The sequence below is a fragment of the Vibrio sp. Y58_MX_L22 genome, from assembly GCF_024181865.1.
Taxonomy (GTDB): Bacteria; Pseudomonadota; Gammaproteobacteria; order Enterobacterales; family Vibrionaceae; genus Vibrio; species Vibrio alginolyticus.
This window is the reverse complement of record NZ_JAMZAN010000002.1, coordinates 404,029-428,321: the sequence shown is the minus strand read 5'-3', so window position 1 is coordinate 428,321 and position 24,293 is coordinate 404,029. Positions and strand designations below refer to the sequence as shown.

Here is a 24,293-nt window from a genome sequence, read left to right as displayed (position 1 = left end):
TGTTTTTATGGAACTCGAAAGGTATGAAAAAAGTTGTATAAAAAAGTTGGTTTCTAAAAATGGTGTCCTTTACTGCCTCTAAATACGATCAGTTAGCTAAAAGCAACGGAGGCTGTAATGGCAGGCGACACTAATCAAGAAAAAGACAATGAAAAGCTTAACGATGCGGTAGAGCAAACAGAAACGAAGGATACGGGGACAAAAGAAGAAAAACAGCAGTCGACCGTCTCTTCGACTGTAGCGACCGGTGCTGAAAGTGCAGATGCTGTTGATGAAGCCAATCGTGCGATGGAAGAAAATCCTAGTGGCGCGGGTACGGAAGAAGAAGCAGTGAGCTCGGGTGGCGCAGTTCAAGAAGAGGATACTGAAAGTAGCAGCGACTCTGACGCTGCACAATCCAATGTTGTTGATAGTGTAGCTTCTAGCGGAGAATCAGGTGACGAGGCTCTGGGCAGCGGTGGTTCGGATTCTGGGGCGGGTGCCCAAGCGGTCGGTGGTGGTGATGCCTCTGGCTCTGAAGGTGGTTCGGACGCAGAAGGCAATGAAGCGAAAGGACAAGCGGTACAAACTTCATCTGCGCCAAGTGCTTCTTCAGACTCTGAAGGTTCTCAAGGTGGTGACGAGCTAGATTCAGAAACCACTGAAGAGAGCTTCGCGGTGGATGTACAAGACACCAGCGAAGAAACCACGACGCAAGTAGAAGACGATTTCGACTCCGAAACTACGAGCGAGACGTTCCAAATTAAAGTCGAAGGTGAAAATGACGCGCCAGAAGTAGGGCAAGATCTGGCATACATCATGGATGAAGATGGCACTATTACCTTCACTCAAGAACAACTTCTCGGGTACGCGAGTGATGTTGATGGCGATGATCTTGCCGCATTCAACGTGCAAGTGGGTGCTAATGCATCGGTTGTGGATAATGGTGATGGCACTTATACCGTCACACCTGATACTGATTTTAATGGTGAACTCGGCTTAACGTTTGATATCAGTGATGGTCAAGAAACCATTTCTAGCTCGATTGATTTAACTGTTCGTCCAATCAATGACGCACCAGTGCCGGAAGATAAAACCTTTGAGGTGGAAGAAGACGGCACGCTGATCTTCACCGATGCTGACCTGCTTGCTGGTGCAACGGATATTGAAGGCGATAACCTAACCGTTGAAGGTGTGAGCTACGATGGTGGCGACGGCATCCTGACCGACAACGGTAATGGGACTTACACTTTTGCGCCAAATGAAAACTTCAATGGCGATGTGAACTTTAGCTTTGATGTGTCCGACGGCACGGATACGGTTTCTGCCAACATTGATGTAAGCGTTACGCCAGTCGACGATGCACCAGTATCTGGCAATCTTGCATACTCGGTGGATGAAGATGGCTCGATTCGTTTGAGCCAAGAGCAGTTGTTGTCGCAAGCTTCCGATGTGGAAGGCGATGCACTGACGGCATCTAATCTTTCGGTAGATGGCAACGCGACGGTGACTCAAAACGACGATGGTAGCTTCACTATCACGCCGGACGCAGATTTCAACGGTGATATCGACATCAGCTTCGATATTTCCGATGGCACGAACACCGTTCAAGCAACCGCTGATCTAACCGTTAACCCAATAAACGATTTGCCGGTTCCTCAAGACCAGCAGTTCAGCGTGGAAGAAGATGGCACGCTGATCTTTACGGACGCAGACCTGCTTACTGGCGCAACGGATATTGAAGGCGATAACCTAACAGTTGAAGGTGTGAGCTACGACGGTAGCGATGGCATCCTGACCGACAACGGCAATGGGACTTACACTTTTGCGCCAAATGAAAATTTCAATGGTGATGTGAACTTCAGCTTTGATGTATCTGATGGCACAGATACGGTTTCTGCCAACATTGATGTAAGCGTCACACCAGTCGATGATGCGCCAGTGTCTGGCAATCTTGCTTACTCGGTGGACGAAGATGGCTCGATTCGTTTAAGCCAAGAGCAGTTGTTGTCGCAAGCTTCTGACGTGGAAGGCGATGCACTGACGGCTTCTAACCTTTCAGTAGATGGCAATGCGACGGTGACTCAAAACGACGATGGCAGCTTCACTATCACGCCAGCCGCAGATTTTAATGGTGATATCGACATCAGCTTCGATATCTCAGATGGCACGAACACCGTTCAAGCAACCGCTGACCTAACGGTTAATCCAATCAACGATCTACCTGTTCCTCAAGACCAACAATTCAGTGTGGAAGAGGACGGCACACTGCAATTTACTGATGCGGATCTGCTTGCAGGTGCTACCGACATTGAAGGCGATGACCTTTCTGTAACGGGAATCAGCTATGAAGGCACCGACGGCGTTCTAACTGACAATGGTGATGGCACATATAGCTTTGCGCCAAATGAGAACTTCAACGGTGATGTGAACTTCAGCTTCGACGTATCTGATGGCACGGATACGGTTTCAGCGAATGTAGATGTGAGCGTCACGCCGGTGAATGATCCTCCTGTGGCTGGTTCAACGTCTTACACGGTTCACGAAGACAACTCTATTACCATTTCTGACGCGCAACTGTTGGCAAATTCTTCGGATTTAGAAGGGGATGTCTCGATTGAGAGCGTGAGCTACTCTGGTAGCGATGGTGTGTTGCAAATCAATGGAGACGGTACGTACACTTTCTCTCCAAATGAAAACTTTAATGGTGAAGTGACGCTTGATGTTGTCGTCGCTGATGAAGAAGGCGCAACGGATGTCACCACTGCTGGCATTACAGTACTGGAAGTGAACGATCCACCAGTCGCAGGACCAACTTCTTACACTATTGATGAAGATTCAGTTCTGACCTTTAGTGAGTCGCAAGTGCTGTTGAATGCCTCTGATGTGGAAGGCGATGTAGAGCTTGTTGGCATTAGTTACGATGGTCCGGATGGTATTTTCACTGTTAACGATGATGGCACGTGCAGCTTCGCGCCAAACGAGAACTTTAACGGACAAGTTCAACTTGATGTGACCATTCGAGATGAAGATGGAGCAGAAGTTGATACCGTCATCAATGTGAATGTATTGCCAATCAATGATGCGCCAGTATCGGGTGATTTGGCTTATAGCGTTGATGAAGACGGTGCGATTACACTCAGCCAAGAGCAGCTTCTTTCTCAAGCGTCTGATATTGAGGGCGATGACCTGACTGCTAGCGATTTGACTGTCGATGGAAACGCAACCGTTACAGCGAACGATGATGGCAGCTTCACGATTACGCCAGATGCGGACTTTAATGGTGACATTGATATCCAATTCAACATTACGGATGGCACAGACACTATCCAAGCAACGGCGGATCTAACGGTCAATCCGGTTAACGATCTTCCTGTTCCTCAAGACCAGCAGTTCAGTGTTGAAGAAGACGGCACGCTTCAATTTACTGACGCAGACCTGCTTGCAGGGGCGACCGACATCGATGGCGATAACTTAACGGTTGATGGCATTAGCTACACAGGCAGCGATGGTGTGCTGACTGACCACGGTGATGGTACTTACACCTTTGCACCAAATGAAAACTTCAACGGTGATGTCAGCTTTAGCTTTGGTGTTTCTGACGGTACTGAAACCGTACCTGCCAATGTGGACGTGAGCGTCACTCCAGTGAACGATCCTCCGGTTGCGGGTTCTACGTCTTACACGGTTGATGAAGATAATGCGATTACCATTTCCGACGAGCAGCTTCTGGCTAACTCTTCGGATGTGGAAGGCGCAGTGTCCATCGATAGCGTGACCTATGCAGGCACCGATGGCGTATTCCAAGACAACGGTGACGGCACTTATACCTTCATGCCGAACGAGAACTTCAGCGGTGATATCAGCCTTGATGTGATTGTGGCGGATGAGCAAGGTGCGATTGACGAAACGACCGCAGGCATTACCGTCATTGAAGTGAATGACCCTCCAGTTGCCGGTCCAACGTCTTACACGATTGATGAAGATTCAGTACTGACATTCAGTGAGTCACAAATTCTTGCCAACGCATCTGATATCGAGGGCGATGTAGAGCTTGTTGGCATCAGCTATGAAGGCTCGGATGGTATCTTTACCGTCAATGGCGATGGTACTTGTAGCTTTGCGCCAAACGAGAACTTCAATGGTCAAGTTCAGTTGGATGTGACCATTCAAGATGAGAATGGGGCAACCGTTGATACGCACATCAATGTCGATGTCTTACCAATCAACGATCCACCAGTATCGGGTGATTTGGCTTACACTATCAACGAAGACAGCTCAATCACGTTAAGTCAAGAGCAGTTGCTTGCCAAAGCGGGCGATATTGATAGCGAGAACCTTGAAGCCATCAATCTATCGACAGATGACAACGCGACGATTCAATACAACGATGATGGCAGTTACACCATCACACCGGATGAAAACTACAACGGTGACCTAGATCTGACCTTCGATATCATTGATAACGATGGCGGCTCGGTACAAGTTGGTCTGGATATTACGGTTAATCCTGTGAATGACTTGCCACAAGCGCAAGATCAACAGTTCACGGTAGAAGAAGATGGCACCTTGCTGTTCACGGATACAGACCTATTGGAAGGCGCATCGGATATTGATGGCGATGATCTGTCTATCGAAAACGTTCTCTACACAGGAGCAGATGGTGTTCTTACCGACAATGGCGATGGCACTTACAGCTTCGCGCCGAATGAGAACTTCAACGGTGATGTTCAGTTCACATTCGATGTGTCTGACGGCACAGGTTCAACACCAGCATTCATTGATGTCAGCGTGACACCAGTGAACGATCCGCCGGTTGCAGGTTCTACGTCTTACACGGTTCAAGAAGACGGTCAAATCACCATCAGTGACGAGCAGTTGTTAGCCAACTCTTCTGATGTGGAAGGCGACGTAGCCTTGGCGAATGTTAGCTACTCTGGTAACGACGGTAGCTTCGTAGACAATGGCGACGGCACATATACCTTCACACCAAATGAGAACTTTGACGGTAACATTTCGCTCGACGTTACGGTCATCGACCAAGATGGTGCAACGGATACAACAACCGCAGGCATCGATGTTATCGCGGTGAACGACGCACCAGAGACGTCAGGTATTCAAGCTGAGGTAGATGAAGATAACGCCATTACCATCACGCAAGAACAGTTGCTTGCGAATGCGACTGACATTGAAGGTGATGACCTTGTTGCCAGCAATCTACAAACCAATGACCCAGATGCGACGATCGTAGCCAACGATGATGGTTCTTTCACCATTACGCACACCGAAAACTTTAACGGTGAGTTGGACTTCACTTACAACATCAGCGATGGCGAAAATGATGTTCTGACCACGTTGGATCTGACCGTTAATCCTGTCAACGATGCGCCAGAAGCGGGCGACGAGATCTTTATTCAAGCAGAAGAAGACCAAACAGTGGGTGTTTCTCTGCGTGAAGAGCCTGCGTTACGTCTCGACCAAGCCCCTGAAAACGGCATCATTGAAGCAAATCTAAATGACGAATGGGTACAGCTAGAAGTCGGGCAGGAGGTGCCTGCAGACACGGAAGTGCGCTTCATTCCAAACGATGATGCATTGGCAAACGGTACGCATACGAGTCAAATTGGTACCTTTGATGACAATGCGAGCCTTGATGATTGGGGTACTGCTGTTGACCCTTACACACGTGAGTTTGTTGATGGTGATTTGAAAGTTACCGTTCAAAGTAATGATGACCCACTCGGTGCGTGGAATGGTAAAACACACATCGGTCACGGTATTGGCGATACTGACCGCCAAGGCTTGAGCGGTGATGAAAAACTGACTGTGACCGTTGAAGGCCAAGACATCAACGAAATCAGCTTCCACCTAGATGGTCTAGGCGGCTGGTTTATGGAGGAGTCTCGCCACTTTACCGAAGTCGAAATTCGCGCATTCAACTCTGATGGTGACTTGATCGACTCGATGACTTACCACAAAGAAGATCGTGGTAGCTATGAGACGGATTACACCCTAACGGTGAACGAGCCAGTGTCTTACTTTGAGCTAGGTACGATTCAAGGTAACGGTACATACGTGGTTCAAAACATGACGGTTTCGCAAACTTGTCATGATGAAGCGGTGTTCACATCTATTGGCGTGGACGGCACGGAAATCACGGAAACGGTAGAACTGAATATCCGTGAAGGTGACAGTGAAATCGAACTGACGGCTGATCTGCCAAATGTGACCATCGATACCGAAGGTTCTACGCAGTTTGCCTCTGTGGTAATCACAGAGGAGCAGCTTCTCGCACAAGCGAGTGATATCGATAGTGACGTCCTTGATATTCAAAACCTAGAGCTGGTGGGGGATAACGCGGAGCACGCTACGTTAACCGACAACGGCGATGGTACGTGGACAGTCACACCAGATGAGAACTTCTACGGTGAGATTGAGCTTGGCTACCAAGTTACGGATGGTGAACTCACTGACGACAACATCATCAACATCAACTTCGAAGCAGTAAACGATGCGCCAATCGTTTCTGGTCCGATTGTATTGTCGACTGATGAGGATGTGGGCATTACGTTTAGCGCGGACGACCTGCTTGCCAATGCAAGTGACGTGGAAGGCGATGCGCTGTCTATCTCTGATATCTCTTACAGCGGTGATAACGGTGAGCTTGTCGACAATGGCGACGGTACTTACACCTTTATGCCGAATGAAAACTTCAATGGTGAAGTCGACATCGATTACAAAGTCTTCGATGGCACCGATGAAGTCGATACCCATCTAGATCTGACCGTTATTCCGATCAACGATGTGCCAGTCCCTGGTGCACCGCTGCATACTCAAATGCTAGAAAACGGCACGATCATCATCGAAGCAAAAGACCTGTTATCAGGTGCGACCGATGTTGATGGCGACATTCTGCATATCGAGAATCTGCTGCTTGTTGACCAGTCACAAGGTACGTTGACAGACAACGGCGACAACACCTTTACCTTCGAACCAACTTCGAACTTCTATGGTGAAGTGAACCTGACCTTCGACATCAGCGATGGTCAAGCAAGTGCACCAAGCACAGCGAAGATCGATGTTGAGATCGTCAACGAAGGTCCAGAGGTTAGCGGTCCAGTTGATGCGGTCGTCGATGAAGATGGCTCAATTACCATCACTCAAGAAGACTTATTAGCGAACGCGACCGACGTGGATGGTGACAACCTTGAAGCGGTGAACCTGTCGACCAACGATCCTAATGCAACCATCGTTGAGAACGCTGATGGTAGCTTTACGATTACACCGAGCGAAAACTTCTTTGGTGAAATCGAATTTACTTATGACGTAACTGACGCGATCGAAACCGTCGCCGCGGATCTAAACCTCACTGTTAACCCAGTGAACGACCTGCCAGATGTACCTGATTTGTCCTTCACCACAGAAGACGGTGAAGCCATCACGATTACTGAAGCAGAGCTGCTGGCTCAAGCGACGGACATCGAAGGCGATGACTTATCTGTTGTGAACGTGACGAGCTCAAGCGATACGGTTCAAGTGACAGACAATGGCGATGGCACCTACACGTTAACGCCAGAGCAGGGCTTCTTTGGTAATGTTGACCTCACGTTTGATGTGAGTGATGGCACCGATGTGGTGGCGGCAAACATCGACTTGAAAGTTGAGTTCGTCAACGACGCACCAGAAGCAGCGCCAATCGTGGCAGACGTGGACGAGGATGGCTCTATTCTCGTGACACAAGAAATGCTGCTTGAAAATGCCAGCGATCAAGATGGTGATGACCTATACGCAACGGCACTAGAAACCAATGATCCTAATGCCTCTATCGTGGATAACGGCGACGGCACCTTTACCGTTACGCCTTCACAGAACTTCAACGGAGACATCGAGTTTACTTATGAAGTGAGCGACGGTGAATTGAGTGTTGCCAATGAAATGACATTGACGGTGAACCCAGTCAATGACATTCCAATTGTTGCGCCTGGCATGTACCACATTGAAGAGGATGGCAACATCCTGTTCACGCAAGAAGATCTTCTAAGTGGCGCGATTGATATTGATGGTGATGACCTCACCGTTACCAGCATTAACTACTCGGGTGATGAAGGTACTGTAACGGACAACGGTGACGGTACATTTAGCTTCGTACCAGAAGAGCACTTCAGTGGTGACTTGCAGTTCAGCTTTACGGTTTCTGACGGTACGGATGAAGTTGAGCAAGACATTAATGTCCATATCGAAGCTGTGGCAGATGCGCCAGACCTAGTCATCACTGATGGCGACGGTCGAAACGTGGATGACCAAGCGATCTTGGTTGAGCCAGGCGGTATTGTTGAAGTGAACATAGCCGCAGCATTGGTTGACCAAGACTTGTCAGAAACGCTGACTGTGACCGTTGATGGCGTTCCAGAAGGTTCGGTGATCAGCTACGACAACGAAGGGGTGCTTAACGATCAAGACAACGGTATCACCAGTTTCAACGATACTGAAATCACGGTTACGTTTGAAGGTGAAACCGCGGGTTACCAAAACACAGCGGGTTACTACAAAGTCGATGAAGATGGCAACATCACTGGCGTTGAAGTGGTGTACGAAAACGCTTCTCAAGTTGGCGGCGGCGGTGACCTCGTACCGGGACAAGATCAGTTCAGCTTCCAAATCTCGGAAGGGGAAAGCTTCAACCTATTCTTGATTCCTAACGGTCACAACTTCAATGACTTTGCGTCCATGCAAGATGGTCAGTATGAGTTCCGTGCGGCAGATGGCTCTCCTGCGAACATGGATACGGTCGACCCACAACTCGTGTTTGTGGGTGCTGATGGTTCTGAAACCGTGATTCAAAGCCAATTTGGTGATGCAGTCTTCCATGGCGGCACAAGCTCAGAGCTCAACCAAGATGGCATTGAACATACTCGAACTACTGTGAACGAAGACGGTGAACTGGTTTACGGCTTTGAAGATCTCTACGGTGGCGGCGATGCCGATTATAGTGACTTCAACTTCACCATTGATGTAGGTGAAGTGAACAGCCAGATCTACAGCGGTGAAGTAACAGTCGGTCCAGATGGTTCTGTAACGCTTCCAACCACAGCAATTGAACAAGAGCTACAGATTCAATTGCCAGAAGACTTTAACCAACAGCTAGAAATCAATGTAACGGCAACGGCGACAGAGCTATCAAATAATGATTCTGAAACCGTTTCTCAAACCATCTACGTCAATGCAACGGGTGCTCACATTGAACATACGCCTGAAGCATTGCCTGTTTCTGTTGTGGTTGAAGAAGATGGTTCAATCCTAATCACGCAAGAAGATTTGCTCGCTAATGCGCGTGACTTGGATGGAGACCAACTGACAGCACTGAACTTGGCAACGGATGATGAAAATATCACCATCACAGACAATGGTGACGGTACTTACACCTTAACGCCAGATGCGGACTTTAATGGTGACATCACCTTTACGTTCGATGTGTCTGACGGCGATGATGTTGTCTCAACCAACCTTGAGTTATTGGTGTCACCAGTTAACGATGCGCCTGAACCACAAGATCAAGCGTTCACCATTGGTGAAGATGGTGTGCTGACCTTTACTGATGCGGATCTCCTAACAGGCGCTACCGATATTGAAGGGGATGACTTATCTGTTGAGGGCGTCACTTACACAGGGGCGGACGGTGTTCTTACTGACAATGGTGATGGCACATATAGCTTCGCACCAAACGAGAACTTTAATGGCGACGTGAACTTCACTTTCGATGTTTCCGATGGCACGGATACCGTGACGGCGAATATCGACGTAAGCGTGACGCCGGAGAACGATCCACCGGTTGCAGGCAGCACGGCTTACACCGTTCATGAAGACAATTCGATTACCATTAGTAACGAACAGCTGTTGGCTAACTCGTCTGATATAGAAGGCGAAGTGGCGATTGATAGCGTGAGCTACAGCGGTAACGATGGCGTGCTGGAAATCAACGGTGATGGTACGTACACCTTCTCACCAAACGAAAATTTCAGCGGCGAGGTGAGCCTAGATGTTGTCGTTGTCGATGAAGATGGTGCAACGGACTCGACCACTGCAGGCATTACTGTGATTGAGGTAAATGACCCACCAATCGCAGGTCCTACCGCATACACTATCGATGAAGACCAAGTTCTAACCTTCAGTGAATCGCAAGTGCTACTGAATGCTTCGGATGTTGAAGGGGATGTTGAGCTAGTAGGCATCAGCTACGACGGTCCAGATGGCATCTTCTCAGTAAACGGTGATGGTACTTGTAGCTTTGCACCGAATGAAAACTTCAACGGTCAAGTACAGTTGGATGTGACCATTCGCGATGAAGATGGCGCAGAGGTTGATACTTACATCACAGTCGATGTCTTACCAATCAATGATGCACCTGTATCTGGTAACTTGGCGTACAGCGTTGATGAAGACAATTCAATTACGCTAAGCCAAGAGCAGCTACTTGCTCAAGCATCGGATGTAGAAGGTGATGCGCTGACTGCGTCTAACCTAGTGGTTGACGGTGATGCAACGGTTACGGCAAACGACGATGGTAGCTTCACTATCACGCCAGATGCGAACTTCAATGGCGACATTGATATCACGTTCGATATCAACGACGGCAGCGACACTATTGTTGCAACGGCGGACCTAACCGTTAACCCAGTTAATGACTTGCCGCAGCCGGAAGATCAAGCGTTCACCATTGGTGAAGATGGTGTGTTGACCTTCACTGATCAAGACCTGTTGGATGGTGCAACGGACATCGATGGCGATGATCTATCGGTAGAAGGTGTCACTTACACAGGCGCGGACGGTGTCCTAACTGACAATGGCGATGGTACATATAGCTTCGCACCGAATGAGAACTTCAATGGTGATGTGAACTTCACCTTCGATGTTTCCGATGGCACGGACACCGTGACTGCGAATATCGATGTGACAGTCACACCAGAGAACGATCCACCAGTGGCAGGTAGCACGTCCTACACCGTTCATGAAGATAATTCGATCACCATCAGTAACGAACAACTATTGGCTAACTCATCTGACGTAGAAGGCGAAGTAGCAATCGACAGCGTGAGCTACAGTGGCGCAGATGGCGTGTTCCAAGACAATGGTGATGGTACTTACACCTTCTCGCCAAACGAGAACTTCAATGGTGAAGTGAGCCTTGACGTTGTGGTTGTCGATGAAGACGGTGCGACGGATTCAACCACCGCAGGTATTACGGTACTTGAGGTGAACGATCCGCCAATTGCCGGCGCGACCAGCTACTCAGTGAACGAAGACGAAGTCATCACCATCAGCTCTGAGCAGCTATTGGCGAACGCTTCTGATGTTGAAGGTGAAGTTGCGATTGATAGCGTGAGCTACAGCGGCTCCGACGGTATCTTTACCGATAACGGCGACGGCACATTCAGCTTCGCACCAAACGCCAACTTTGATGGCGATGTGAGCCTAGATGTTGTGGTTGTTGATGAAGACGGTGCAACTGCGGCAACTAACGCAAACATCGATGTATTGCCAATCAACGATGCGCCAGTATCGGGCAACTTGGCTTACAGTGTCGATGAAGACAATTCAATTACGCTAAGCCAAGAGCAGCTTCTTGCTCAAGTATCGGATGTAGAAGGCGACGCGCTAACCGCGACTAACCTAGTGGTTGACGGTGATGCAACGGTTACGGCAAATGATGATGGCAGCTTTACCATTACGCCTGATGCGAACTTCAATGGTGACATTGATATCACGTTCGACATCAACGATGGCAGCGATACTATCGTTGCAACGGCTGACCTGACGGTTAATCCAGTTAACGACCTACCACAACCAGAAGATCAAGCGTTCACCATTGGTGAAGATGGCGTTTTGTTGTTCACTGATGAAGATCTGCTTGATGGCGCAACAGATATCGATGGCGATGACCTATCGGTTGAAGGCGTGAGCTACACAGGCGCAGATGGTGTCCTAACCGACAATGGTGATGGCACTTACAGCTTCGCGCCAAACGAAAACTTCAATGGCGACGTGAACTTTACCTTCGATGTTTCCGATGGCACGGATACCGTGACGGCGAATATCGACGTAAGCGTGACGCCAGAGAACGATCCTCCGGTTGCAGGCAGCACGTCTTACACGGTGCATGAAGACAATTCGATCACCATCAGTAACGAACAACTATTGGCTAACTCATCTGACGTCGAAGGCGAAGTCGCAATTGACAGTGTCAGCTACAGCGGCGCAGATGGCGTGTTCCAAGACAATGGTGATGGTACTTACACCTTCTCGCCAAACGAGAACTTCAATGGTGAAGTGAGCCTAGATGTTGTTGTGGTAGACGAAGACGGTGCTACGGATTCAACCACCGCAGGTATTACAGTACTTGAGGTAAACGATCCACCAATTGCCGGTGCAACTAGCTACTCAGTCAACGAAGACGAAGTCATCACTATCAGCTCTGAGCAGCTATTGGCGAATGCTTCTGACGTTGAAGGTGACGTCGCGATTGATAGCGTCAGCTACAGCGGCTCCGACGGTATCTTTACTGACAACGGCGACGGTACATTCAGCTTCGCACCAAACGAAAACTTCAACGGTGATGTCAGCCTAGATGTTGTGGTTGTTGATGAAGACGGTGCAACTGCGACAACCAATGCAAGCATCGATGTATTGCCAATCAACGATGCGCCAGTATCAGGTGATTTAGCTTACAGCGTAAATGAAGACGGTTCTATCACCCTCAGCCAAGAGCAGCTTCTTGCTCAAGCTGGCGACGTGGATGGTGATGACCTAACCGCATCCAACCTGACTGTTGACGGTAATGCGACCGTTGTTGCGAACGATGATGGTAGCTTCACTATCACACCGGATGCGGACTTCAATGGCGACATTGATCTGAGCTTCGACATTACGGACGGTGATGCAACCATTCAAGCGACTGCCGATCTGACTGTGAATCCAGTAAACGACCTACCAACGGTTGGTCAGCCACAGTTCGTCACGCAAGAAGACACCAGCTTCACCTTTACCGAAGAGCAACTGCTGCAAAATGCAGGTGATATCGATGGTGATAACCTAACGGTTGAAAACGTTGCTTCTGACAGTGGTACGTTAGTCGATAACGGTGACGGCACGTACACCTTCGCACCAAACGAAAACTTCGATGGCAACGTGAACGTGACGTTTGATGTCAACGATGGCACCGCAACGGTTCCAGCAGAAGCGAACATTGATGTTCAATCTGTGGTTGATATGCCAGAGTTGTCGATTGCTTCGGACTTGGTAATTGCCTCTGATAACTTCGAGTCTGGCTCGAACGGTTGGAACGCGAATACTGAAAGTTCACAAGGTTTCGAAACAGGCGACATGCTGGGTCGTATTGGTGGCACTGGCGGTGATGAAGCGGTCAGCAAAACTTACGATATCCCAAGCGATGTTAATGAAGTTAATATCTCGTTTAGCTTCTACGAAATTGATTCTTGGGATGGCGAGTCGTTCCAAATCTTTGTCGGCGGCGAACAGCTAACCACCTTGGAGAACTCCGCGTTCCGTACTCAAGATGGTACGACAACGCTTTACGATTCTGACGGTAACGAAGTGGGTGAAGTGATCCACGGAGCCTCTCAACGTGAAGGCTTCAGTGGTTGGAACGACCAAGCACACCAAGTTAACTTAACCGTTCCGGTGGAAGACGGTCAGCTTCAGTTAGGCTTTGGTTCTACGCTAAACCAAAGTATTCCTGACGAGTCATTCGGCATCGACAACATCGAAATCACGGTAGCGGACGCGGATTACCAAATCATTGGTACCGAAGATACACCAGTGCCGCTTGATATTGATGCCGCATTGACCGATACCGATGGTTCAGAAAACCTCGCTATCTTGATTGAAGATGTGCCAGAAGGCAGCTCGCTATCAGCAGGTGTTGATAATGGCGACGGCACTTGGTCACTACAACCAGGCGAGCTAGAAGGACTAGAGTTTATCCCTTCTGCGGACTTCAACGGCGATGTGACGCTAACCGTGAATGCAACCTCTACAGATGTGGATACCGGAACCACGGCAACAGCAACGCAAGATGTGACGATTCATATCTCGCCAACCAATGATGCACCAGAAGTGACGGGTGATATCAGCGCAGTCACTGCCGAAGACAACAGCATTACTCTAACTCAAGAGCAGTTACTTGAGCATGCCGTTGATATCGATGGTGACGATCTAAGTGCAATCAACTTAAGCACCAATGATGAAAATGCGACGGTTGAAATGAACGAGGATGGCAGCTTTACCATTACTCCAAGCGAGAACTTCTACGGTGACATTGAGTTCACCTACGATGTCACAGATGGCGAAGAAGTGGTTGCGGCTGGTCTCGACCTAACGGTAACGCCAGTCAATGATGCACCAGAGCCACAAGATCAAGCGTTCACCGTGGGTGAGGACGGTCTTCTTACCTTTACAGATGCAGACCTGTTAACAGGCGCGACAGATGTAGAAGGTGACAACCTAACAGTTGAAGGCGTGACTTACACTGGCGCGGACGGTGTTCTCACCGACAATGGTGATGGCACGTACAGCTTCGCGCCAAACGAAAACTTCAATGGCGACGTGAACTTCACCTTTGATGTTTCTGATGGCACGGATACCGTGACCGCAAATATCGATGTAAGCGTGACGCCAGAGAACGATCCACCGGTGGCAGGCAGCACGTCTTACACTGTGCATGAAGACAACTCGATCACCATCAGTGATGAGCAACTACTGGCTAATTCGTCTGATATCGAGGGTGATGTTGCGATCAGCAGCGTGAGCTACAGCGGTAACGACGGTGTGCTAGAAATTAATGGCGATGGTACTTACACCTTCTCACCAAACGAAAACTTTACAGGCGATGTTAGCCTAGATGTTGTCGTGGTTGACGAGGACGGCGCGGTTGATACAACAACAGCGGGTATTACGGTACTTGAGGTGAATGATCCACCAATCGCAGGCACAACCAGTTACACCATTGATGAAGATGAAGTTATCACCATCAGCGCAGAACAGTTGTTGGCAAACTCTTCCGATATTGAAGGTGAGGTAGCACTAGATAGCGTGAGCTACAGTGGCAGCGAAGGTATCTTTACCGACAATGGTGATGGCACGTTCAGCTTTGCACCAAACCAAAACTTCAATGGTGAAGTGAATCTTGATGTTGTAGTCGTGGACGAAGATGGTGCGACCGCTTCGACGACGGCAAACATTGATGTTCTGCCAATCAATGATGCTCCAGTATCGGGTGATTTGGCTTACAGTGTCGACGAAGACAATTCAATTACGCTTAGCCAAGAGCAGCTTCTTGCTCAAGCATCGGATGTAGAAGGGGACGTGCTAACCGCGACTAACTTAGTGGTTGACGGTGATGCAACGGTTACGGCAAACGATGATGGCAGCTTTACCATTACGCCTGATGCGAACTTCAATGGTGACATTGATATCACGTTTGATATCAGTGATGGTTCTGACACCTTGGTCGCGACGGCAGATCTAACGGTTAATCCAGTTAACGACCTACCACAGCCAGAAGATCAAGCGTTCACCATTGGTGAAGATGGCGTCTTGCTGTTCACTGATGAAGATCTGCTTGATGGCGCAACGGATATCGATGGCGATGACCTATCGGTTGAAGGTGTGTCTTACACTGGCGCAGATGGTGTCCTAACCGACAATGGTGATGGCACGTACAGCTTCGCGCCAAACGAAAACTTCAATGGCGACGTGAACTTCACCTTTGATGTTTCTGATGGCACGGATACCGTGACCGCAAATATCGATGTAAGCGTGACGCCAGAGAACGATCCACCGGTGGCAGGCAGCACGTCTTACACTGTGCATGAAGACAACTCGATCACCATCAGTGATGAGCAACTACTGGCTAATTCGTCTGATATCGAGGGTGATGTTGCGATCAGTAGCGTGAGTTACAGCGGTAACGACGGTGTGCTAGAAATTAATGGCGATGGTACTTACACCTTCTCACCAAACGAAAACTTTACAGGCGATGTTAGCCTAGATGTTGTCGTGGTTGACGAGGACGGCGCGGTTGATACAACAACAGCGGGTATTACGGTACTTGAGGTGAACGATCCACCAATCGCAGGCGCGACCAGCTACTCAGTTAATGAAGACGAAGTTATCACCATTAGCTCTGAGCAGCTATTGGCGAATGCTTCCGATATTGAAGGTGAGGTAGCACTAGATAGCGTGAGCTACAGTGGCAGCGAAGGTATCTTTACCGACAATGGTGATGGTACGTTTAGCTTTGCACCAAACCAAAACTTCAATGGTGAAGTGAATCTTGATGTTGTAGTCGTGGACGAAGATGGTGCGACCGCTTCGACGACGGCAAACATTGATGTTCTGCCAATCAATGATGCTCCAGTATCGGGTGACTTGGCTTACAGTGTCGACGAAGACAACTCAATCACGCTAAGCCAAGAACAATTGTTGGCACAAGCAACGGATGTAGAAGGTGATGCACTAACCGCTTCCAACCTAGTGGTTGACGGTGATGCGACGGTTACGGCTAATGACGATGGTAGCTTTACTATCACGCCTGACGCGAACTTCAATGGCGACATTGATATCACGTTCGATATCAATGATGGCAGCGATACTATCGTTGCAACGGCTGACCTAACGGTTAACCCAGTCAATGACTTGCCGCAGACAGAAGATCAAGCGTTCACCATTGGTGAAGATGGCGTGTTGACCTTCACTGACCAAGATCTGCTTGATGGCGCAACAGATATCGATGGCGATGACCTATCGGTTGAAGGCGTGAGCTACAAAGGTGCTGATGGTGTCCTAACCGACAATGGTGATGGCACTTACAGCTTCGCGCCAAACGAAAACTTCAATGGCGACGTGAACTTTACCTTCGATGTTTCCGATGGCACGGATACCGTGACCGCAAATATCGATGTAAGCGTGACGCCAGAGAACGATCCACCGGTGGCAGGCAGCACGTCCTACACAGTACATGAAGATAATTCGATCACCATTAGTGACGAGCAACTACTGGCTAATTCGTCGGATATTGAAGGCGGCGTAGACATCAGTAGTGTGACTTACAGTGGCAACGATGGTGTGTTCCAAGACAATGGTGATGGTACGTACACCTTCTCTCCAAACGAGAACTTCAATGGCGAAGTGAGCTTAGATGTTGTCGTGGTCGATGAAGACGGTGCGACGGATTCAACTACCGCAGGTATTACAGTACTTGAGGTGAACGATCCACCAATCGCAGGTGCGACAAGTTACTCTGTCAATGAAGACGAAGTTATTATCTTCACGGAAGAGCAACTGCTAGCGCAATCAAGCGATGTGGAAGGCGACGTGAGCCTAGAAAGCGTCTCTTACAGTGGTAGCGACGGTATTCTAACGGCGAATGACGATGGCACTTACAGCTTCGCGCCAAATGAAAACTTCAACGGTGGCGTAAGTCTCGATGTAGTCGTCGCTGATGAAGACGGTGCAACTGCGACAACCAACGCGAACATTGATGTATTGCCAGTCAACGATGCTCCGGTATCTGGCGACTTGGCTTACAGCGTCGATGAAGACGGTTCAATCACATTGAGTCAAGAGCAGTTACTGGCTCAAGCGGGTGACGTAGACAGCGATAATCTAGAAGCAGTGAACTTAACCGCGGTTGCCAATGCAACCGTTGTTGAGAACCAAGATGGTAGCTTTACGATTACGCCTGACGTGAACTTCAATGGCGATATCGACCTAAGCTTCGACTTGATTGATAACGATGGTGCGAGCGTGGAAGTGGGCGTTGACCTAACGGTGAACCCAATTAACGATGCGCCGCAATCAACGCCAGTGAATATTGCTGGCACCGAAGATACCACCATTCTTATCACGCAGGATATGTTGCTTGCTAACGCGACAGACATCGACAACACCTACGATGAACTGTCTGCTGTCGACCTAGTGATTGATGAGCAATACGGTGACTTGCTAGACAACGGTGATGGCACTTGGTCATTCACTCCGGCAGAGAACTTCAATGGTGATGTGCCAATGTCGTTTGGTGTCAGCGATGGTGATTTAGTGACGCCGGTTGAAGGCAATCTAAACGTCGAAGCGGTTAACGATGCACCAGAAGCGCCAACCATCCAGATGCAAGGCGAAGAAGATGTGGTCATGGTGATTGACCCAGCTTACATCGCTGATCAAGTTACGGATCTTGATGGTGACGAAATCAGCGTAGAAAGCATCACGGTTCGTGCTCCTGCAAACGCGACATTAACCCAACAACCAGATGGTATGTACCACTTGGTGACCACTCAAGACTTCAATGGTTTGGTGGAACTGGGCTACACCGCGACGGATGGTGAAGAAGTAGTTGAAGGCTCGTTGAATGTGGATGTCATTCCAGTCAACGATGCTCCATTCAATGTGGGTAATGCCTTTATGGCAACCGACGAGGATGGCGCATTCACCTTCGACGCTGGCGACCTGATGAACTTGTTCGGCGATATCGATACTGAAAACCTAGTCGTATCACGCATTATCACCGCAGAAGGTGAAGATGGTGGTGAGGTAACAGACAACGGTGACGGTACTTGGACATTCACACCGACTGGCGATTTTGCAGGGGTTTCTGACTTGCAAGTTGTGGTAAGTGACGGTGAGTTTGAGACGGTTCTTGATGTACCAGTGTTTGTTCGCCCTGTTGCGGATGGCGCGGTCATCACAACCGACCATGATGGTCCGTTAGTCTTCGGTGAGGACGAAACAGGTCACCTAGGCTTGAATGTCGGTCTGATCGACGATTCAGAAACGCTAAGTAACCTAGTGATGACTGGTTTCCCTGTTGGCTTCGAAGTTACGGATGGTGTGAACACCATTACCATCACGGAACCGGGTCAATACATCGACTTGAACGAGTGGGATATCTCAGACCTGCAAATGACGCCTCCGGCTGACTTTAATGGCGAGTTCTTCGTAACCGTGACCGCAACAACGGTGGATTACGGTGACGAGCCAGAAGAGTTCGAAGATGGCATCGATTCAGGTGACTTCGAAACCCTAGCGGGTGAACCCGTTATCCTAACCGCTGATGACCTAATCGGATTGGCAGAAAACGTAGACGCTGATGCGGGTGATGAAGTGAAATTCGTTCACCTAGCTGATCGCAGCCAAGGTGAGATTGTCGATAACGGTGATGGCACATGGACATTCAATCCAGCACCAGGCTTTACTGGTGAAGCGGATATCGCTTATGTGATTGATAAAGACGGTGTGCTTCATGATGAGCAAACAGGTGTGGTCGTGAAAGAAGACGCACCACAAGAGAATGCTTCTCCAGAAATCGACAGCATTTCTACCACAGAAATGGCAGCGGATGGCACCTTGTCGTTCACCAATGACGACATGCTATCGACATTGAGCGATGCAGAAGGCGACAGCTTGAGCATTGAATCAGTGAGCCTAATGGAAGGTCAAGGTGTGATAGAGACCGATAACCAAGGTAACTACCAATTCACACCAGCAGAAGGCTACAACGGAGATGTTCAAGTTGGCTTCATTGCAACTGACGGTGAAAACCGCATTGAGAGCTTCTTTAATGTCGACATCCAAGGTGAAGGTGAAACCACAACCAGCGAAGGCTACGCACTGGCTGATGATGGTTCACTAACCCTAACGGAAGCGCAGTTGATTGATGAGCTTGGCATTAGCCCTTCAGCAGAAGTGTTGGATGTCGCCGATGCAAACGATGCAGGTTTCTTCGCGAAATCAGGTGATGAAGAGTGGACATACTGGCCGAACGATGACTTCGATGGCAATTTAGCTATGGATGTTCAGGTCAACGATAACGGTGAAGTATCGACTCAGAATCTGAGCATCCAAGTTGCGGACGATTCAGCGCAAAGTGACGAGCCACAAATCCAAACTGCTCAAGCATCATCAGAGCAGCAAGTTGGCGAAGCGCAACAGCCTGAAGAGCAAGCAGCAAACGGTGCAGACAGTGAAGAGGAGAGCGCAGCTGATGTGACAGCAGCACCAGGCGATACCATTTCTATCTCGGTTCCAGATGAGGTCAGTGGTAACGAATCGGTGGATTATGCAGAAATGTCCGGTCTACCTGATGGTGCATCAGTAAGCAACGCACTGGATAATGGCGATGGCAGCTTCACATTAAGTGGCAACCTGAACCAACCAGTATCGGTTGACCTACCAGAAGGTTACGAAGGTACGAGCGAAATCCAATTCCAAGGTTACGACGAATTGGGCAGCGCGGTAGAAGGTGCGAGTGGCACAGTTGCAGTTGAAGTCGATGATCAATACACCATGCAAGGTTCTGCGCAAGATCAGCAACCAGACATGGCGGGTATGGAATCTGGCGGCAGCGACTGGACAAGTGCGGGAGGTCAAGACCAAGGTGTTGACTTCACGGATGACTCTGGCAGCTTCGACTCGGATACTCAAACGGGTACTGACCAAGGCAACGATTTCGATCAAAGCTCAATGTAACCAGTCCTAGACGAGGGCAGTGTCATTGCTGCCCAAACCAAAGCCATGCAGAGCCTACTTTGCATGGCTTTTTTGTTGGGCTTCTTTCTATGAGCTTTAGAAAAAACTTGGAAATTGAAAAAAGTATTCTTAGCTAGTTTATACCCAAGTAACCTCGAGATGTTAGGTTCAGCGAGAATGGCTTGGTTTGTAGACGCGGCGGCGATTTAAAGGTCTAGTGGGTCTAAATCAAGAATCGACAACAAAGTATACAAACCAAGACAGCTCGCCCTTCGGGAGCGTGTCATTGACTCGGTTTCTGTGTCAAACAACTTGGAAAGAGCTGACTATTACGCTGCGTTGTTTTCCTTGACCCCGAATCAATGACAACGCTCTGAATCCTGCATCTTGAAGTCACTTGGGTATAAGAGTCATTTACAAGGAGGAGCGACATGTACCGTTATGTCAGTTCGCCAAAAGCATCGAAGTACATAGTGCCACCACCACAGCATCGCGAGTTGTCGAGTATCGATGTACCGGAGTCAGAACTTGAGATGCGTGAAATTCTGAACAATTGGTTTGCCGATGGATTGGCGCCCATCATTGAAAATGAGGACAATGACATCTCTGCTAATGAGCAACAGCGCTTTGAGCAGCTCAGCCGCACGGTGGGCGTGTTACTGCGTAATAAAGATTACTACTTCGCCACTAAGCGGATTCTTTCGTTGTGGGATCAAGACTGCTTAGAAACGACTTACGTTAATTATCTGATTTTACGTAGTGAGCGCATACCATACTTCAAATAAGCCCTATTTATCGGCTTAAAATAGTGATTTACATGGTTTTCTTAGTAACTTTTGATACCAGTATTTAACATTTTTGTAAACATCGTTATATTTAAGGCTCATCGTTGTCAGGAGTTTATGGATGAACCTTACGATATCAGGGAAGTTGCAGCTCAGTTTTGTGCTGCTAGCCGTACTTTTTATGGCATCAGCGGTATTCACGTATCGCAACGTCACTACCGTAGAGCAATACGCCTCTTCGTTACTTAAATCCGATTTACCGACCGTCGACACCAGTCGCGGTATCCAACAGTCCGTTCAAGCATCGCTGTCTTCTATTCGAGCCTACATGTTGTTAGGTGGCGATGAAGAGGCGAGCGCACGTCTGAGTGAGGACGTACGCAATATCATGGCATCTACAGACGAGTCGCTTCCAACGTTGCAGGCTTTGATCTCTGAACAGGATTTTCAAGCGATTCAAAGTCAGTGGGACGCGGTAAAAGTTTCTCTAAACAAGCTGATTGAACTTAGCCACAGTGATGAGAACTTACCCGCGCACAACCTCTTTATTAACGAAGCGGCACCCATTGCAGAAGTGGCACTTGATCAGCTTCAAAGCTTAATCAATGAAGAGTCAGGAAACCCATTTGGTGGAGACAGAAAGCGTCTGTTTAAAGTTTATGCCGACAGCTATACCTCGCTCGCCAATGCTCTGTCCGCCTTGCGAGATTTCCTGTTGTACGGGCAGCAAGATCACCTAGACAAATACCACGACTTGATTAAATACCACAATCAGTCTGTGGCGGAAATCGATAGCAAACTCGACAGGCTCACTGATAACGACCAATCATTGTGGTCACTGTTTAAAGAAATGCAGCAACTGTACTTTCCTTTAGCAGAGCAGGTAATTGCATTACGTCAGTCACCAGAATGGAACGAATCAAACTTGTTGATGGCGAACGAACTGTTGCCAGCAGCGGATGCCCTAGACCAAAGTTTAGAAACGATCGTATTGGCTCAGCAAAGTCGTGCTGATCAAAGCGGACAGGGTATTAATCAGTCGATCAAAAACGTACTCACCACCATGCTGATTGCAGCGGCATTGGTTTTGTTTGCCGCAGTAGCGATTTCAAAATACATGGGCAACACCATTGGTCGCCGAGTGAAAAACTTATCGGAGCGTGCAAAGACGATCGCTTCAGGAGATGTTTCTCAGCCTCCGTTAACTGTTGTTGGGAAAGATGAATTGACAGACCTTACCGATTCGATTAACCGCATGAACCAATCGTTAGCGAGCATCGTGGCAGGGGTGAGTGAAAAAGCGCACCAAGTGGATACCAGCATGGGAGCTTTGTTGGAATCGGCGCAAGTCACCTCATCGAATGTTGAACAGCAACAAACCAGCATTGTTGAAATGGGAAGCCAATTGGATGAAATCGCTTTAGCCGCGCGTAACACCCTAGATCAAGCCAATCAATCGGTGCAGAAGCTTTCTGATTCAAAAGGCGAGATTGAACAAGGTCGTGATGCTTTAGAGCAAAACAAAGTCACTATGGAAAGTTTGCACGGCAGCATTGAAACCGCGAGTACGCAAGTGACACAGCTAAGCAAAGAGAGCGAAGCCATTGGTCGAGTGACGGAAGTGATTGAAGGTTTGGCAGAGCAAACTAACTTACTGGCATTGAATGCCGCGATAGAAGCAGCGCGTGCGGGTGACCAAGGACGAGGCTTTGCGGTTGTGGCGGACGAAGTTCGTATGTTAGCGACTCGTACTACTCAATCGACGACAGAAATCAACGGCATCATCAATGCGATTCAACGCTCGACCAATTCTGTGGTTGAGGAGATTGAACACAGTCAATCACTTGCGGAGCAGGGCGCTGAGCACATTGAAAAAGCGGTAACTCGTTTGCTTGTTACTACTGAGCAAATAGGTTCCTTGAATGAACAAATGGCAGAGCTTGCGGCAGCGGCAGAGCAGCAATCTCATGCGACCAATTCGATCACTGGATTGATGTCCGGTATTACTCAATCAGTGGATGAGGTTTCGAATAACAGCCAACGCGCATCAGAGACATCATTGCAAGTAAAAGAGCAAGTTACCGAGCTGAATCAACAGATGGCAACTTTTAAAACGGCGTAGATAAGATTTACGTCTGTTCATCTACTTTTGAACGTTAACCAAATAGTAAAAAAGCCCCAATCCTTTTTACACAAAAAGGGTTGGGGCTTTTTGTTGGATGATACGCCGATATTCGTCTACTTGCTCATTGGATTTGGCTATTTAAATCATAGCTAAAACCAAATTCTCTTCGCCGAGCCGGAGTCGTAATATGACTCCATCGGCAGCAAATACTGCAAAAGAATTTTTAAACTTTATACCAATCTCAGTAAGAGAATCGTTCGTTACTACGATTGGTATCATCCTTCTAGGAGCAAGATTATGAACAAACAAGTAAGCCTAATTGGTCTAGACAGCGAACAATCAGCACAACTAGCTCAACAGTTAAATCAACTGCTAGCGCATTACCAAGTGTTGTACATGAACTCTCGCGGTTACCACTGGAACATTAAAGGTGCGCAATTCTTCGAACTGCACGTAAAATTTGAAGAGATTTACACTGATCTACAAACAAAAATCGATGAGCTTGCAGAGCGTATTCTAACTTTGGGTCATACGCCAGCACACGCATTCAGCAACTATTTGGAAGCAAGTGAAATTAAAGAACATCAAAACGCGACTTCTGGTGAGGAGTGTGTACAAGGTCTGGTTCAAGGCTTTAGCGTTCTACTTCTAAAACAGCGTGAGATTCTACAAAACGCGGGTGAAGCAGATGACGAAGGTACAGCGGCATTGATGGGTGACTACATCCGTGAGCAAGAAAAATTAATGTGGATGCTTAACGCTTACCTACAAGGCTAAGCAGCGCATCACCCAAGCAATCCTTGGGAACGCATGAACAATCGGGAATAAGTCATAAGGGGCACGTTGGTGCCCTTTTTTTGTTTGCG

Annotated in this window: 4 protein-coding genes; all 4 read left to right on the top strand. The window is 48.4% G+C overall.

Annotation, left to right across the window (positions count from 1 at the left end):
* The first annotated feature begins 117 nt into the window (after positions 1 to 117).
* The 4 genes from NL626_RS07010 to NL626_RS06995 all read left to right on the top strand — a co-directional run bounded on the left by NL626_RS07010 (position 118) and on the right by NL626_RS06995 (position 24,204).
* Positions 118 to 20,517 (top strand): tandem-95 repeat protein, encoded by a 20,400-nt coding sequence (locus tag NL626_RS07010; RefSeq protein ID WP_253657165.1) that lies wholly within the window; start codon positions 118 to 120, stop codon positions 20,515 to 20,517.
* Between the two features lie 431 nt (positions 20,518 to 20,948).
* Positions 20,949 to 21,302 carry a hypothetical protein gene (locus NL626_RS07005; RefSeq protein ID WP_253657164.1) on the top strand — a complete coding sequence of 118 codons (354 nt, stop codon included), beginning with the start codon at positions 20,949 to 20,951 and terminating at the stop codon, positions 21,300 to 21,302.
* A gap of 121 nt (positions 21,303 to 21,423) precedes the next feature.
* Positions 21,424 to 23,424 carry a methyl-accepting chemotaxis protein gene (locus tag NL626_RS07000; protein WP_253657163.1) on the top strand — a complete coding sequence of 667 codons (2,001 nt, stop codon included), beginning with the start codon at positions 21,424 to 21,426 and terminating at the stop codon, positions 23,422 to 23,424.
* A 300-nt stretch (positions 23,425 to 23,724) separates the two neighbouring features.
* A complete protein-coding gene (locus tag NL626_RS06995) occupies positions 23,725 to 24,204 on the top strand; it encodes a Dps family protein (protein ID WP_005388254.1) in 480 nt (159 codons plus the stop codon).
* The last annotated feature ends 89 nt before the right edge of the window (positions 24,205 to 24,293 follow it).

Coding starts and splice junctions, on each gene's coding strand:
- NL626_RS07005 (WP_253657164.1), top strand. CDS start 20,949: ATGTACCGTTATGTCAGTTCGCCAAAAGCATCGAAGTACATAGTGCCA.
- NL626_RS07010 (WP_253657165.1), top strand. CDS start 118: ATGGCAGGCGACACTAATCAAGAAAAAGACAATGAAAAGCTTAACGAT.
- NL626_RS06995 (WP_005388254.1), top strand. CDS start 23,725: ATGAACAAACAAGTAAGCCTAATTGGTCTAGACAGCGAACAATCAGCA.
- NL626_RS07000 (WP_253657163.1), top strand. CDS start 21,424: ATGAACCTTACGATATCAGGGAAGTTGCAGCTCAGTTTTGTGCTGCTA.